This is a genomic window from Planomicrobium sp. CPCC 101110, assembly GCF_007859395.1.
Lineage (GTDB): Bacteria > Bacillota > Bacilli > Bacillales_A > Planococcaceae > Planococcus.
In genome coordinates this window covers 416,680-432,175 of sequence record NZ_VOHD01000003.1, presented here as the reverse complement: position 1 = coordinate 432,175, position 15,496 = coordinate 416,680, and the positions used below count along the sequence as shown (strand labels likewise).

General features: G+C 48.1%; 14 protein-coding genes and 1 riboswitch. Of the genes, 5 read left to right on the top strand and 9 right to left on the bottom strand.

The genetic code is table 11. From position 1 onward, the window contains the following. Positions 1 to 64 precede the first annotated feature (64 nt). Positions 65 to 535, top strand: a complete 471-nt coding sequence (locus FQV30_RS02255) for a VOC family protein (RefSeq protein ID WP_146498520.1) — start codon at positions 65 to 67, stop codon at positions 533 to 535. Between the two features lie 45 nt (positions 536 to 580). On the opposite strand, the gene FQV30_RS02250 is transcribed toward FQV30_RS02255, so the two are convergent. Then, a complete protein-coding gene (locus FQV30_RS02250; protein WP_146498519.1) occupies positions 581 to 2,095 on the bottom strand; it encodes a succinyl-CoA:acetate CoA-transferase ScpC in 1,515 nt (504 codons plus the stop codon). A gap of 402 nt (positions 2,096 to 2,497) precedes the next feature. Here FQV30_RS02250 and FQV30_RS02245 point away from each other — a divergent pair, with 402 nt between their 5' ends. The 3 genes from FQV30_RS02245 to FQV30_RS02235 all read left to right on the top strand — a co-directional run bounded on the left by FQV30_RS02245 (position 2,498) and on the right by FQV30_RS02235 (position 6,141). After that, positions 2,498 to 3,736, top strand: coding sequence for an MFS transporter (locus tag FQV30_RS02245; RefSeq protein ID WP_146498518.1), 1,239 nt, complete (start codon positions 2,498 to 2,500; stop codon positions 3,734 to 3,736). Positions 3,737 to 3,907: 171 nt separating this feature from the next. Then, entirely contained in the window at positions 3,908 to 5,110 is a 1,203-nt protein-coding gene (locus FQV30_RS02240; RefSeq protein ID WP_146498517.1) for an MFS transporter, read from the top strand. 143 nt (positions 5,111 to 5,253) lie between these two features. Next, positions 5,254 to 6,141, top strand: a complete 888-nt coding sequence (locus FQV30_RS02235) for a MerR family transcriptional regulator (protein WP_146498516.1) — start codon at positions 5,254 to 5,256, stop codon at positions 6,139 to 6,141. A gap of 103 nt (positions 6,142 to 6,244) precedes the next feature. Here FQV30_RS02235 and FQV30_RS02230 read toward each other — a convergent pair whose 3' ends face one another. The 8 genes from FQV30_RS02230 to FQV30_RS02195 form a co-directional block, all read right to left on the bottom strand. Continuing rightward, positions 6,245 to 6,430, bottom strand: coding sequence for a hypothetical protein (locus FQV30_RS02230; protein WP_146498515.1), 186 nt, complete (start codon positions 6,428 to 6,430; stop codon positions 6,245 to 6,247). A gap of 115 nt (positions 6,431 to 6,545) precedes the next feature. Beyond that, entirely contained in the window at positions 6,546 to 7,844 is a 1,299-nt protein-coding gene (locus FQV30_RS02225) for an NCS2 family permease (RefSeq protein WP_146498514.1), read from the bottom strand. A 243-nt stretch (positions 7,845 to 8,087) separates the two neighbouring features. After that, on the bottom strand, positions 8,088 to 9,299 hold the full coding sequence (locus FQV30_RS02220; protein WP_146498513.1) for a NupC/NupG family nucleoside CNT transporter: 1,212 nt from the start codon (positions 9,297 to 9,299) through the stop codon (positions 8,088 to 8,090). Between the two features lie 202 nt (positions 9,300 to 9,501). Further along, positions 9,502 to 10,851, bottom strand: coding sequence for a DHA2 family efflux MFS transporter permease subunit (locus FQV30_RS02215; protein WP_370512365.1), 1,350 nt, complete (start codon positions 10,849 to 10,851; stop codon positions 9,502 to 9,504). Between the two features lie 141 nt (positions 10,852 to 10,992). Then, positions 10,993 to 11,238, bottom strand: a complete 246-nt coding sequence (locus tag FQV30_RS02210; protein WP_146498511.1) for a hypothetical protein — start codon at positions 11,236 to 11,238, stop codon at positions 10,993 to 10,995. A 119-nt stretch (positions 11,239 to 11,357) separates the two neighbouring features. After that, on the bottom strand, positions 11,358 to 12,524 hold the full coding sequence (locus FQV30_RS02205) for a TraB/GumN family protein (protein WP_146498510.1): 1,167 nt from the start codon (positions 12,522 to 12,524) through the stop codon (positions 11,358 to 11,360). Positions 12,525 to 12,657: 133 nt separating this feature from the next. Further along, positions 12,658 to 13,503: a KPN_02809 family neutral zinc metallopeptidase gene (gene ypfJ, locus FQV30_RS02200; protein WP_146498509.1), complete on the bottom strand. Its 846-nt coding sequence runs from the start codon at positions 13,501 to 13,503 to the stop codon at positions 12,658 to 12,660. A gap of 53 nt (positions 13,504 to 13,556) precedes the next feature. After that, the gene (locus tag FQV30_RS02195) at positions 13,557 to 14,177 is read right to left on the bottom strand and encodes an SAM-dependent methyltransferase (protein ID WP_146498508.1); all 621 of its coding nucleotides are present in this window, start codon (positions 14,175 to 14,177) and stop codon (positions 13,557 to 13,559) included. 108 nt (positions 14,178 to 14,285) lie between these two features. Further along, positions 14,286 to 14,464, top strand: a riboswitch (Lysine riboswitch). Positions 14,465 to 14,590: 126 nt separating this feature from the next. Here FQV30_RS02195 and dapA point away from each other — a divergent pair. Further along, positions 14,591 to 15,481: a 4-hydroxy-tetrahydrodipicolinate synthase gene (dapA, locus tag FQV30_RS02190; RefSeq protein WP_146498507.1), complete on the top strand. Its 891-nt coding sequence runs from the start codon at positions 14,591 to 14,593 to the stop codon at positions 15,479 to 15,481. Positions 15,482 to 15,496: the final 15 nt, after the last annotated feature.

Sequence of the window (15,496 nt, the reverse complement as noted above, 5' to 3'; positions counted from 1 at the left end):
TGTTTTCATATTGTGTTAAAATGCCGATTTCTGGGTAATATCCTATACATAAGGAGGTGGTGAAATGAGCGTCATAACTCATGTAGGGCTCGCCGTGCCCGATTTGGAGCGGGCCATCAACTGGTACAGTAAAGTGTTCGGCTTTTATGTGCTTGCCGGGCCTTTCGAATTCAATGAAGAAAATGAAAAACAACGCAATATGACACAGGACCTGTTAGGCAAAGAAGTGAAAAAAACGCGTAATGTACATTTGATGTCATTAGGCGGCGTCGGAATCGAACTGTTTGAATTCCAGCAGCCCACTTTTGAAGAAGAGCCACTTCCTGCTCACTCCGGTTTTTTCCACATCTGCCTCATTGTTGATGACTTGGTGGAAACAATTGAGCGTATTGTACAGCATGGCGGCAAACAAACCAGTAAAATCTGGAACCTTTCTGAAGGCAAGCCACATTATTTGGTTTACACAAAAGATCCTTTCGGCCATACAATTGAACTGTATTCGCGCAGCACATCGGAAATGTACGGCGGCAAATGATAAACCCAGCCAATCCCTTTACGGGACTGGCTGGGTTTTATATTTTCAAATAAACTGTTCTTTTTGTTGAAGCATCGTCCCTGCTTGCGCAAGGCTCGTGTGCCAAGAAAATGCTTTCTCCAAAACATGCGGCGTCTGCCCGCCGCGTGTCAACGCTTCGTTATAATATGCACGCATCTGTTCCCGGTACATCGGATGCATACAGTTTTCGATGATCAACTCTACCCGTTCGCGCGGCGCTAGCCCGCGCAAGTCGGCGTACCCCTGTTCCGTCACGACAATATCCACGTCGTGCTCCGTGTGGTCCACGTGCGAAACAAATGGCACGATACTGGAAATTCTGCCATCCTTGGCGATTGATTTGGTGACGAATACCGCAAGGCGCGCGTTGCGGGCAAAGTCTCCGGAGCCGCCGATGCCGTTCATCATTTTTGTTCCTGACACATGAGTGGAATTGACGTTGCCGTAAATATCAAATTCCAATGCTGTGTTGATCGAAATCAGGCCGAGGCGGCGGATGATTTCCGGATGATTGGAAATTTCCTGCGGCCGCAGGATGATCTTATCGCGATACTTTTCAAAATTGGTGTAAACCTGCTCCATTTTTTCATGCGACAATGTAATGGAAGAACTTGATGCAAATTTAACTTTTCCTGCATCGATCAAGTCAAATACGGCATCCTGCAGCACTTCTGAATACATCTCCAAATCGCTGAATTCGGAATCGATCAACCCTTCCAATACGGCATTTGCAACAGAACCGATTCCGGATTGCAGCGGCGCCAATTTTTCCGTCAGCCGTCCCGCTTTGACTTCAGAACGCAGGAACTCCAAAAGATGGCCCGCTATGATTTCCGTCTCAGTATCTGGCGGAACAATCGGCGATGGCGAGTCTTCTTGCCGGGTAAATACAATCCCCCTGACTTTTTCCAGTTCCACCGGAATGCCGACTGTGCCGATGCGGTCACTCGCTTTGGTCAACGGAATCGGTGAACGCTCTCCTTGCTTCCCGGTATCGTATATATCGTGGATTCCTTCAAAAAGCTCAGGCTGGTCCAAATTGATTTCCACAATGACATTTTTGGCGTGCTTGACAAAAAGGGCCGAGTTTCCAACAGAAGTTGTCGGGATAATCATGCCATCTTCTGTAATCGAAAGCGCCTCAATGATTGCAAAGTCTATCGGTTCGATGACATTCGCTTTGATCCACTCTGCTGTATGGGACAAGTGATGGTCAACAAACAGCATATCGCCTTCGTTGATTTTTTTGCGCATGGCAGGATCTGCCTGGAACGGCAAACGCTTGTTGACGATGCCCGCTTCTGCAAACAATTTATCGATATCCGAGCCGAGCGAGGCCCCGGTGAACACATTCACTTTGAAGCTTTCCAATTCTGCCCGCTGCACCAAAGCATAAGGTATCGCCTTGGCGTCGCCTGCGCGGGTAAACCCGCTCAGTCCGAGGGTCATGCCGTCTTGAATCCATGAGGCTGCTGTTTCCGCTTCTATAATACGGTCTTGCAATTGAATGGCTTGAATTCGATGAATGTTGTTTTCCATCACTGTCACCTTTCGGGTTTGAATTATGTTTTCCGCTTATCTCTATTATAAATCCTGTGCATCATTTCTCTTAAAGGCCTGCTCTAAAACTCCGATTATTCCACCCTTGCGCGTCACAGTTTTGACATTCCCTGTTCCCTTTTTTTCAAACAACGAGCCGATTTGTTGCAAGATGCGCTTTCATCCCAATTCCTTCCCTCACAGCATTGAAAGCTCTTCCAAAAAAATTGTCGAAATTCTCTTTCAAAAATATGTTTTTAACAAAACATATTTTCAAACCTCTTTTATAATAAAATTTGGATTAATATGTTGACTTCACGCTTCGACGAGCATACTATATGAAAGTTGCCAAAAGACCAAGTAATAGTGAAATAATATATTTGAAATGAGGATTAATTTTCAATGTCTAGAAATCAGCGAAAAAAAATCGCGATATTAATGATAACTATGTTTATTGCCATAACGAGTTTTGGAATCACCGGCCCCGTAATTCCGGCATATCTGGAATCCATCAACCAAGGCGGCTTGGCATCAGGCCTGATCATCGCTATCTTTGCCGGCGCCCAATTGCTTTTTTCTCCGCTTGGCGGAAAATGGACCGATCAATTCGGCCGTCGAAAAATGATTATCTCCGGCCTGATTCTTTTATGCGTCGGCATGTTCTTGTTTTATTCTACCGACTCCTTATGGGTTTTATATACTGCACGAGTTATCGGAGGCATCGGTGACGCTTTTCTTATACCTGCCGTCTTCGCCTATACTGCCGATATCACAACACCGGAACAAAGAGCGAAAGGAACCGGCCTTGTCACGGCTTCCATGTCGCTTGGACTTGTTTCCGGTCCCGCGCTCAGCATCATGATGTCCGATATGGACGTAAAGCTGCCGTTCCTGGTCTCCGCTTGGATTACATTGGGCGCAGTCGTTTTTTCCTTTTTCTTTTTGAAAGAATCGGATCCGGCCCGTTTAGGCCAGGCAAATGTCCGGGATCTGGAAGATGAAGAGTCGATGTCCCAAAAAATCGCCAGATCTACGAAAATGCCGTATTTTATTCCGCTGATCATCACATTTGCCATGAGTTTTGGTTTGGTCGCCTATGAATCGATTTTCGGCCTGGTTTTGAATGATGAGTTCAACGCCAGTGTCACCGACATCGCTTTGATGTGCATGGCTATACAAACTGTCAGCGTCCTTACGCAGCTTTTCGCGGTTGACCGCCTAATTCGCCGCTTTGGCGAAATTCCTGTCCTTATTACATTCCTCGGTGTTGCATCTTCCGGCTTTGTATTGGCACTGGCTGCCGGAAGCTATGTCATGTTCTTTGTTGTCACGTTAATCATTTTCTTCGCGATGAGCATTCTTCGCCCAGTATTGAATATCCTGATTTCCAAGATGGCAAAAGGCGAAGTCGGCTTTGCCATGGGAATGAGCACTTCTTATATGAGCATCGGCAATGTAGTCGGCCCTGTGTCAGCGGGGATGTTATACGATGTGAATATGGTTTATCCGTTCATTCTCGGTTTAGCGATTCTGCTGGTGACAATTGGCATCACTGTCGCTTGGTATCGTTCAAGCGGCAAAAGAACCATCACAAAAGCTACAGAAGAAACCCTTGCACTTGAAGCTGAATCCCTTTCTTAGGATTCAGCTTTTTCTTTGGCTCGGAGCACGTTCAAGTTTTAAAAAAACGGCGGCAAGTTAAGTTTGTTCCATTGACAAAGGCTACAACCAACCCTATTCTATAAAAGGTTGTATTCAAGATTTTAGTATACCGAAAAATAATCACCCTATAGAAATGAGGCTCTTTTCTTCATGTCCGCAGAACAAAGAAAGAAAATAATCATCTTAATGATCAATATGTTTATCGCCATTGCCAGTTTCGGAATCATCATCCCGATCCTCCCTTCTTATTTGGCTTCCATCAACCAAGGCGGCATGGCTGCCGGCCTGATGATTGCGATTTTCGCTGCCGCGCAATTCCTGTTTTCCCCTATTGCCGGAAAATGGGCGGACCAGTATGGCCGCCGCAAGATGATCATCTATGGTCTGGCGGGCTTGACCGCTTCGATGTTCGTCTTTTATGCCTCCGACTCCATCTGGGTCTTGTATTTTTCCCGCGTTATCGGCGGAGTGGGTGCGGCTATGCTCGTTCCCGCAATCTTCGCCTATATTGCGGACATCACTACGCATGCTCAGCGCGCAAAAGGCAACAGCCTCGTTTCCGCTGCCATGTCACTCGGCATCGTCGTAGGGCCTGGCATCGGCGGGTTTCTTGCTGATTACGATCTTAAATTGCCGTTCTTGGTTTCGGCGTTCGTATCGCTTGCGGCAGTCCTCTTCTCTATTGCTTTATTGAAAGAAAATGAGGCTCCTGTTGGAGAACAAACTGAAGCGATGCTTCTTGCCGAACAAGAATCGATGTTCAAAAAAATCGGCCGTTCGGTCAATATGCCTTATTTTATCCCGCTGATCATCACGCTGGTTATGAGCTTCGGCTTGTTGGCATACGAGTCGGTTGTCGGCTTGTATTTGGACAATCAATTCCAGTCAACTGCCAAAGATATCGCATTCATGATTACCGCAACGGGCATAGTCAGTGTCATTGTCCAATTGTTCGTCGTGGACCGTATTGTCCGCCGCTTTGGCGAGACGGCTATCCTCATCACATTCCTGATTGTTGCCGCCGCCGGATTCTTGTTGTCATTGGTCGCTGGAAACTATGAGATGTTTTTCGCCGTATCTTTGATTATTTTCCTGGCATCGTCTATTTTGCGCCCTGTGCTCAATACGATGATTTCGAAAATGGCGGAAGGCGAAGTAGGTTTTGCCATGGGCATGAACAATGCTTATATGAGCATCGGCAATGTCATGGGACCGCTGCTTGCTGGCATGCTGTACGATATCAATATCGTTTATCCGTTTATTCTGGGCTTGCTGTTGCTGCTTATCACAACGGCTATCACCGTCATCTGGCAACGCTCACGCACCGCAAAACCGACTGCTGTAATATCCTGAGAAAAAGCTGATTCCCCGACTTATGGAGGAATCGGCTTTTTATGTGCCCGCGCCAGAGTGTGCCCAGCTTTACGCATTACTCCTGCAGGATGTATAATAATTATATAACTCTCCGACTAAACTATAGAAATGTAGGTAATGCTATGTACAATATCAAAGCAGCCGCCAAAATACTAGATATGCCAAAAGTGACCATCCGTTCATGGGAAACACGCTATGATGCGATTACCCCTGCGCGTACGGAATCGGGGCATCGCCTTTATTCGGACCAGAACTTAGAAGATTTGAAATGGCTGAAAATCCAAGTGCAGGAAAAAGGCATGAAGATTAGCCAAGCGGTTCAGCAGCTTCATCTTTCCAGGAAAAAATTCCACTCAAAACCGGATGAAACAGAAGAACGCATTGACCAGCCTTATGATAAACAAATACAGGAACTTTATGCAGCTGCAGCTGAAATGGATACCGAGCGTTTCAATTACCTGCTGGATTTGAACTTTTCTCTGTTCCATTACCGCACTGTTTTTTTCTCGATCATTGTCCCTTTGATGGTCCGCATAGGAGAGGAATGGGAAAACGGCACTATTTCTGTCGCCCATGAGCATTTGATCAGCCATATTATCCAACAGCGATTCAACCAGTTTTTCCGGGTATTTCCTACGTCTGACAATCTGCCGAAAGCAATCGCCCTTTGCCCGAGCGGTGAGCACCATCAGCTCGGCTTGCTGCTGTTCACGTTATTCTTGCGGGAAAACGGCTTTTCAGTAGCCTATATTGGGCCTGATACCCCGCTTGAAGGCCTCGATGAACTGGTATTGCGGCAGAACTTCAAAATCGTCTGCATGTCAATATCGACAGAGGATCTATTGCCTGCTGTTGACCAGTATGTCAAAAAGCTGGCTAAAGTGAATTCAGATATTCGTTTTCTTATCGGTGGACAAGGTGTACCAGAAGATAAAATCGATGGAAAGATTGCCCACCTTGGCCCAAGCTATGAAATCTGGCAAGATTGGCTCCTCAAGCAGCCACTATAAAAAGAGAAAAATCCCGCTAAAGCAACTTAGCGGGATTTTTTGTATGGCGCAATAATAATTGTATAAAATATATATAGATAATTTTACCGGAAAAACCAACCGTTTACTCTGAGTCCAAATCCTGATAGGCCGACTGGTACGGTCCATTATCGGTCACTTGAGAATGGTAAAGTGCTTTTAGTGCAAAGTTCTTCTCCAAGTCCATATCCTTCATCAACGTCTTTAATTGCTTTTTCAATTCCGGGTTGTCATTGACGAGCCGTTCCATTTTTGTTTTAGTAAATTTCATGTGGATGCCAACTCCTTTCAACTTCTTGTGCTTTCAGTATACCATGCCCGCCTTCGGGCCAGACATCGGCCGGAAATATAAAAAGCGCATTCGCGTAAGCAAATGCGCTTTGGGGTCAACCGACCACCTGGAAGATGAAGTTCACCAGGAACAAGGCGGCGATAATATATAATGTTACGGATACTTCGCGGGCTTTGCCAATCGCGATTTTTAGAATCGGATAAAGGATAAAGCCGATGCCGATGCCGTCTGCGATGCTGTACGTAAACGGAATGAGCGCAATGATCAGCAATGCCGGAAAGCTTTCGCTCATATCCTGCATATCGAGATTGCGGATGTTCTGCAGCATGAGCCCGCCGATAATAACAAGAATCGGCGCAATGGCACTGTCCGGTATCAGTTTGATAACCGGTATGAAAAACGCTGAAACCAAAAACAGGATGCCCGCGGTAATGGCTGTCAAGCCAGTACGGCCGCCAGCCACCATGCTCGACGCGCTTTCAACAGATGCTACTGTCGGGCTCGTTCCAAAAATGCCGGAAGCCATTGACGACAAGGAAGTTGCTTGAAACGCGCGGCCGAACTTTTCGGGACGGCCAATAAAATTGACTTGCCCGTGGACAAGGCCGATGTTTTCAAAAACCAGCACCATCGTCAGCGAAAAGACCGCTATCCAGAACGTCATCGATAGAATCCCATCGAATGATAACGCACCGAACACCGAAAAAGCTTCTGCAGCATTGAGCGACCCGCCTTCCATTTGGCTGAAATCGATCAGGCCAAAAAAGGACGCAATCACCGTTCCCGCTACAATGGTGATCAGGAAATTCCCCGGCACATTTCGGACGAACAAAATAATGGCCACGACAAATGTCAAAACGGTCGCCAGCACATGCGCTTCGCCAAGTGAACCGAGCGCCAGGATCGAAGCCGTCCCCCGCTCCACGATGCCGCCTTTTTCAAGGCCGATCAGCATAAGGAACAGTCCAAGCCCGACCGTAATCGCTTCTTTCAGTGAATGCGGCACAGCAGCACTCACCAGTTTTGCAAACCGCGTAAATGCTACTGCCGCAAAAATAACGCCTGAAACGAAAACGACACCCAGCGCCTCCTGCCACGATAAGCCCATCGACTGGACCATCGTGTACGAAAACAGCGCGTTGATCCCCATACCTGGCACAAGCAAAATCGGGGCGTTGCCCAACAATCCCATGACCAGGCAGCCGAATACGGACGCCGCGATCGTGGCAACAATTGCGCCTTCAAGCGGCATGCCAGCTTCCGACAAAATAAGCGAGTTGACCACAATGATATAAACCACTGTGAAAAACCCGATCAGTCCCGCTGACATTTCACGTTTCACTGTTGTTTCATTCGTTTGAAGACCAAAAAATCGGTCCAACCACTTCAACATAGTTTCTACCTTCTATTAAATTAGCCCTCTCCCAACCCGCTCTTCCTATTTAGAATAGGTGAGCCAATATAGAAGTGTAATGAAAAAAGAAGAGACTGTCAAGGAAATGTGCTTTATAGCACTGGAGTCTCACCAGTAAATAGATGGGCAGAACGGGCGCACAAAACTCCCATATTTTATAACATCAGCTTTCACAAACAAAAAAGCATCTGCAGTTTCGCAGATGCTTTTGATTTTATTGAATCAGATGAACATGCCGGCAATTGCCGCGCTTAACAGTGAAGCAAGCATACCCGCCGCGACAGCCCGAAGGCCCAGGCGTGCGATGTCCGGACGGCGGGTCGGCGCCATTGCGCCAAGGCCGCCAAGCAGGATTGCCAGTGAGCTTAAGTTTGCGAAACCGCAAAGGGCAAAGCTGACGACGATAACCGTTTTAGGTGACAGGTTAGCGATTTCAGGTGCAAATGCTGTGTATGCAACAAATTCGTTGAGCACCAATTTTTGGCCGATAAAGCTTCCGGCTTGGACAGCTTCCGCCCAAGGCACTCCGATTGCAAAGGCAAGCGGTGAAAAGATGATGCCAAGGATGCTTTGGATTGTCAGATTTTCCGCGCCGAACCAGCTGCCGATTCCTCCAAGCATTCCGTTCAATAACGCAATCAATGCGATGAACGCCAATAGCATGGCTCCTACATTCAAAGCCAGCTGCAGGCCATCAGCCGCGCCGCGTGCCGCAGCATCCACTACGTTGACCGAGGTTTTGTCTTTTTCCATAATAAAGTCTTTCTCTTCCACTTTCTCGGTTTCCGGCATCATTATTTTAGCCATGATCAAACCGGCCGGAGCCGCCATGAAGCTTGCAGCCAGCAAATACTCAAGCGGAACGCCAAGAAGCGCGTACCCGGCCAATGTCGAACCGGCCACCGAAGCCAAACCGCCTGTCATGATGGCAAACAATTCGGATTTTGTCATTCCTGCAATGAATGGGCGCACAACAAGCGGAGCTTCCGTCTGGCCGACGAAAATGTTCGCTGCAGCCGAAATGGACTCCGCTTTACTGGTTCCAAGAAGTTTTGACAGCGCGCCTCCCAAAATTTTAATGATGACTTGCATAATGCCAAGGTAATAAAGAACAGAAATCAAAGAAGAGAAGAAGATGATGATCGTCAATACTTGGAACGCGAATACGAAACCGAAGTTTGCCGTATCAGCCGCCGGGCCGAATACGAAACTGATCCCTTCCCCTGCGTAATTGATCACGTTCTGCACAAGGTTGGACAGTCCCAACAATGCTCTTCTTCCTAAATCCCATTCAAGCACCATAAACGCGAATGTGATTTGGATGGCCAAACCGCCAAGGATGGTTCGTGGCTTGATGGACTTTTTAGCTCCGGACAATAAGAAGGCAATGCCTAAAACAACGACTATGCCGAGTAACCCCCACAATAAATTCACAGCTTCACCTCATTAGTTTATTTCCTGCTTAGAATATTAAGGCAATTCCAAGCCTATATTTTCAGTCGTCAGACATCTTACCAAAGAAAACAACAGAAGTAAATGGACAGGTTGTGACAAAAAACCAGCCTTCTTGAAAAGACTCGCCGCCACTTGAATGATTCCCTTTGAATGGCGCCCTTTTTTGCGGGAATGGATAACATCAATTTTTTTCTTCCTCCGGCACCGCCCGTTTAAGAAAAAAGGCCATCACTACCCCAATCCCGCTCAGCACGCCCGCTGCGACAAACGAAATATTCACCCCGCGCACTAGACCATCCGCCCCGTATTGTTCCGGATCCAATGCAGTGCTTGTCATGATCGTAACTAGCAAAGCTGTTCCGATTGAACCTGATACTTGCCTCATCGTATTGCTCATGGCTGTGCCATGCGGAATCAGCCGTTCCGGCAACTGATTGAGCCCTGCTGTCGTCACCGGCATCATGACCATGGCGACACCCGCCATCCGCAAGGCGTTTACAGTTGTCAAATAAGCAAAGGTCGTATCCGTTGTCAACACCGAGAACTGGAATGTCGTTATGGTCACAATTGACAAGCCGGAAATGGCCAGCCACTTGCCTCCGACGGCATCGAAAATCTTGCCGCTGACCGGATTCATCAAGCCCATCAAAATGGCTCCTGGCAATAACATCAAGCCGGATTCAAGCGCAGTAAAACCATGCATATTCTGCATATAGATCGGCAATATAGTCGCACTGCCGATCATGGAAATGAAAACAATAACGCTTAAGATTGTCGACAGTGTAAAAATCCCGTAAGTGAATACTTTGAATTCAAGGAGCGGCTCCTTCAAACGGAATTGGCGTCGGATAAACAAAATCAATGAAATGACGCCGACAACAATCGAGCTCAGGACCTCGGCACTTCCCCACCCGTGGTTGCCCGCACTTGAACAGCCGTACAAAATACCGCCGAAGCCGAGGGTCGACAGAATGACCGATGGCACATCAAGCGTTGGAAATGTCCGCTTCGTCACATTTCTCAGTAAGAAAACCGCCAAAATAAAATCGATTACTGCAATCGGAATAATAATATAGAACAGTGCCCGCCATGGATATTCCCCGACAATCCATCCGGACAAAGCCGGTCCAATGGCGGGGGCGAATGCAATCACTAGACCGAATAACCCCATCGCCTGTCCGCGTTTTTCAACTGGAAAAACCACAAAGAAAATTGTCTGGGTCAGCGGCATCATAATGCCTGCTCCGGATGCTTGAATGATTCTGCCGACTATCAACAGCGAAAAGCCAGGAGCAAATGCACAAATGATCGTTCCGGCAGCAAACAAGCCCATTGCAGTCAGAAACAGCCGCCTCGTTGAAAACTTTCCAATCAAAAAAGCAGTGACTGGAATCATGACCCCATTGACCAGCATAAAGACGGTCGTCAGCCACTGCGCAGTATTTGCGTTGATCTTCAAGTCTTCCATAATGTGCGGCAAGGCAGTCGCAAGGAGAGTCTGGTTCAAAATAGCGACAAACACCCCTGCCATTAAAACAGCCAAAAAAGGCACTTTTTTAAAATCCGGTTCCGCTAAAGCCGGTTGCCTTTCCACTACAGCCATCACCTCGTCAGCCTAGAGACCCTGAAAGCAGCATCGCCATGGAATTTCTGTTCCGCTCAGGATTGTTCCCTAAAAAGTGTGTTTCATCTTATGCTTGATGTAATAGGCGCCTGTAAACACTAAAATTGGCGGTAAAATGGCCAGCTTGAACCAAATCCCATCATCTCCCATGAATATCAGCAAACTGGGCAGCAGCATCGCGGCTCCGCTCCAGGCAAGCAGCTGCCACGATTTTTTCCAAATCCCAACGACCAGAAGCACGACCGATAAAATGACCAGCGACCAGAGTACGATTCCCGCCAAGAAAAGACCCATTTGTTGCGCCCCCCGTGTTCATATTCTTATTTCTGCTATACCCACTTCCAGAGTGAACTATCATGTCCAAAAGAAAAACCGGGCGGGAATTTTCCCGTCCGGTTCCGGCTGACTAGCCATTATAGATTTTTCAGAAACAGCCGGATAACATCCGCGCCGCCGATAATATTGCCTGCTGCAGTCCCGAGATTGGTCAAAACGACCACCAATAGAACACGGGTGACCTTGTTGTCCCAGAACCCTTTTACGGTAAAGACATCCCTCGACAGAGTTTCAAAATCGCCGACATTCGGACGGCGGATATACGCTTGCGCAAGACCGGAAAACCAGCCTGCGGCAAGCAAGGGATGCAGCGCCCCTACCGGACCGCCGACAAAAGCCGTTAAAATTGCAAGCGGATGGCCAAATGCCACAGCCGCGCCAATCGCGCCAAGCGTTGCTGTCCAAAGGATCCAGCTTATTGTCTGGTCGATGCCTGCCGCCGGATTCAAGTAAAACGTATAGGCGATGATCGCCACCAGCAGAACCGGCAGTGCCCAGCCAAGAATTTTCGGCCATTTGGATTTTGCCGGCCGTTTGTTGAGCGCCTCCAAATCATGGTCGCGATGGACTTCCTTCGTAATGCCCGGCACGTGCGCCGCACCGAGTACCGCTACAACTTTCCTGCCCGGCGCTTCTTTGATCTTCTGCGCCAGGTACTGGTCGCGTTCATCGATCAATGGCGTTTTCAGCTTAGGAAATGCTTTAGTGAAATCATCCAACACTGCATTCAACGTATCCTGCGATTTCATCTTCTCCAAATCTTCTTCCGAAATCGTTTCTTTGTTGAAGATGCTGAAGAACACCGACGTCAATAGCTGGGCTTTCCCCATCAAGCCGATGTTGCCCCAAATACGGGAAAACGTGATTTGGATATTGCGGTCAGCAAGAACCAGGTTGGCGCCGGTTTCTTTTGCCGACTCAATGCCTTGGATCATTTCCTGTCCAGGCTTGATGCCGAACTGGTCGGCCAGCCGGTTCTGGAACGATGAAATTGCCAGGTTCATCAGCAGCAAGCTAGCTTTTTTCTCTTTGATCACCTTAAAAATATCCATTTCTTTCCACTTGCTGTTTTCTGTTACGGATTGGTAGCGCTGGGCATCCAGCTCGATGCATACCGAGTCTGGCCGCTCCGCTTCAATAACCTGTTTGACTTGCTCCGCACTTTGTTTGGATACATGCGCAGTTCCGATCAAAATCAGTTCTTTTTCGCCTAGTTGTATACGCGTGATATTTTCTTCAGCCATAGTGAACTTCCTTTACAGAAATGTATTTCTTCCCGCGCCAAGCACGAAAAGACTGTCTATTCTTATAATGAATCACAATGGCCGAAATATCAATGCTCCGCCCTCGGTTTCCTGATTTCCAGCAACTATTCCGTCACAAGTCCTTCGCATTGAACGTATCGCCTTCTTTTAAGTTGCCGGCCTCAAAACCGCGGTAAAACCATTTTTTTCGCTGCTCGCTCGTGCCATGGGTAAAACTTTCCGGCACCACATAGCCGCGCGCCCGCTGCTGGATAGTATCATCGCCGACTGCGCTTGCCGCCGTCAACGCCTCTTCCAGGTCGCCTGCTTCCAGCAGCCCCATGTCTTCCGCATGGTGTGCCCAGACGCCGGACAAATAATCCGCCTGCAGTTCAAGCCGGACCTGCAGCTTGTTATATTCTTCTTCGCTGAGCTGGTTGCGAAGCGGTTGGACTTCCTCCATCACTCCAAGCAAGTTCTGCACATGGTGGCCGACTTCATGGGCAATGACGTACGCCATAGCAAAATCTCCAGGTGCCTGAAACTGCTGCTGCAGCTCGTCATAAAAACTCAAATCGATATACAGTTTCTGGTCGCCCGGACAATAGAATGGCCCGACAGAAGCTCCCGCAGTTCCGCATGCTGACTCGACGCTGCCCGTGAACAAGACCAGGGTCGGCTCGACGTATTCCATGCCTTCCTCCGCAAAAACTTGCGACCAGATCTGTTCGGTATCCGCCAGCACAACCGACACGAACTCTGCCCGCTCCTGGTCTTCCGCCGTTTCAACATATGGCTCGACCGAAGCGGAACCGGCACCGTTCAATTCATTTAAAACTGCTGTCGGATCGCCGCCCATAAGCGCTACGATCAAAACGATCACCAACCCGCCAAGCCCGCCGCCGACAAGCTTGCCGCCACCGCCCCTTCCGCGCCTGTCCTCCACATTCCTGCTCGCCCTTCTGCCTTGCCATTTCATAAGATCTCCCCGCTTTCTTCATTTCACGCTGTATTTGCCTATACCCAAATCCTTCAGGTTTCTAATCCGCTTCCTGAAAGACGGTAAACTAAAAAGCGCTCCCGCGGATCTTTTTGTGCCCCCGGCAACACGATTTCCTCTTTCAATTCAAAAGAAGTCCGGCGTTCGAGAAAGTCGATATAGTCGTCTGACGGAAAAAACAGCAGCACTTCCACTTCACGCCCCGCCACTTCAACCGAGCGCAGGATATTGGCAATGACAGACATGAAAACCTGGACGGAAAATGGGTTGAAAAAATAAAAGCGGTTGTCCTTTCGGCTAATCTCATATTCCTGAGCCGGACAGCAATAGAACCGGATTTTGCCGCTGGCGTCTTTTCTCTTTTTGGCATACTGCTCCTGATTTTCCAATGCTTCGTTGAAGAAGATTGGATTCAGTTCAACTCCGGCAGTTTCAATGCCAAACAAATGGTGGACATAAAAATTCAACCTTCCTTTCCCGCAGCCGAAGTCGACCAGCCGATCCCCTGCCTCAAGTTTATATTGAGCGAATAGCCGCTCAAGCAAAGCGTAAGGGGTCGGCTCATAGCGGTGAAAATGCGGAGAATCGTTGAATCCGCTCTGGTTGCCTTCTGTTTTTACATCCAACCGTTTGTCATAATCCCTTTCTTTCATCGCTTTCCACCTCGCTTTTCGGCAAAACAATACCCGATTTCTCTTGCATTTAAAAGAGATTTTTGTTAAAGTCTAGCTAATTCAATATTTCCTGCTTCATTCATTTGAAGTGAGGATAGAGGTGCAAAAACCATCAGTATACAAACAGAGGAGCATGAGGTCCGGTGACGTTTGTGGAAAGGGGGATTTGCCGAAGCGGCAAGAAGCTCATGCTCTTTACCGCTGGTTCTGCATTGAACAAATGCCGGACTGTCATATAGGAAACTATATGGAGGGCTATCTGACGCACAGAAACGATCGGTAAACATTGTTTCTACTGCACCAACGAGACCCTCGTTGGTGCTTTTTTGTTTATCTACAGCTGCCCAACACCTCAGGAATAGATATTAAAAAAATGATAAGGGTGTGAGCTTATGAATTTTGGCCAAGTAGTAACAGCGATGGTAACTCCTTTTGACGCAAACGGAGAAGTTGATTTTCAAGCAGCAAAAGCATTGATAGAGTATTTGATCGCCAATGGATCGGATGGATTGGTCGTTGCAGGCACAACTGGAGAATCACCGGCTTTATCGACGGAAGAAAAAGTGGAATTGTTCAAATTTGTTGTAGCCGCTGTCAATGGACGGATTCCGGTTATTGCCGGAACAGGCTCCAACAATACACGCGCCTCGATCTCCCTGACCAAGCAAGCGGAAGAAGCCGGTGTTGACGGCATCATGCTTGTAGCGCCCTATTACAACAAACCTTCCCAAGAAGGCATGTTCCAGCATTTCCAGGCGATTGCGGCAGCCACCTCCCTGCCGGTCATGCTTTATAACATTCCAGGCCGCAGCGTCGTCAATATGTCTGTCGAGCTGATCATCCGCTTGGCGGCTATCGACAACATCGTTTCAGTGAAAGAAGCAAGCGGCGATTTGGAAGCCATGGCCGCAATCATCGAAGGGACACCGGAGACATTTTCCCTTTACAGCGGCGATGACAGCTTAACGCTGCCAGTGCTCGCAATCGGCGGACAAGGCATTGTCTCTGTCGCTTCGCACGTCATCGGAAACGAAATGCAAGAGATGATTTCAAGCTTCAGCCAGGGCGACACAAAAAGCGCTGCAGCCGCTCACCGCCAGCTGTTGCCGTTAATGAAAGCACTGTTTGCTGCTCCAAACCCGACACCAGTGAAAACCGCGTTAAACTTGACCGGCATTTCAGTGGGCGGCGTCCGTTTGCCGATGATCCCGTTGACAGCTGAACAAACTGAAGCATTAAAAGAAGTTTTGCCTGCCGACAAATTGAATGCAACTACAAAATAATCCTCTTGAATAGTT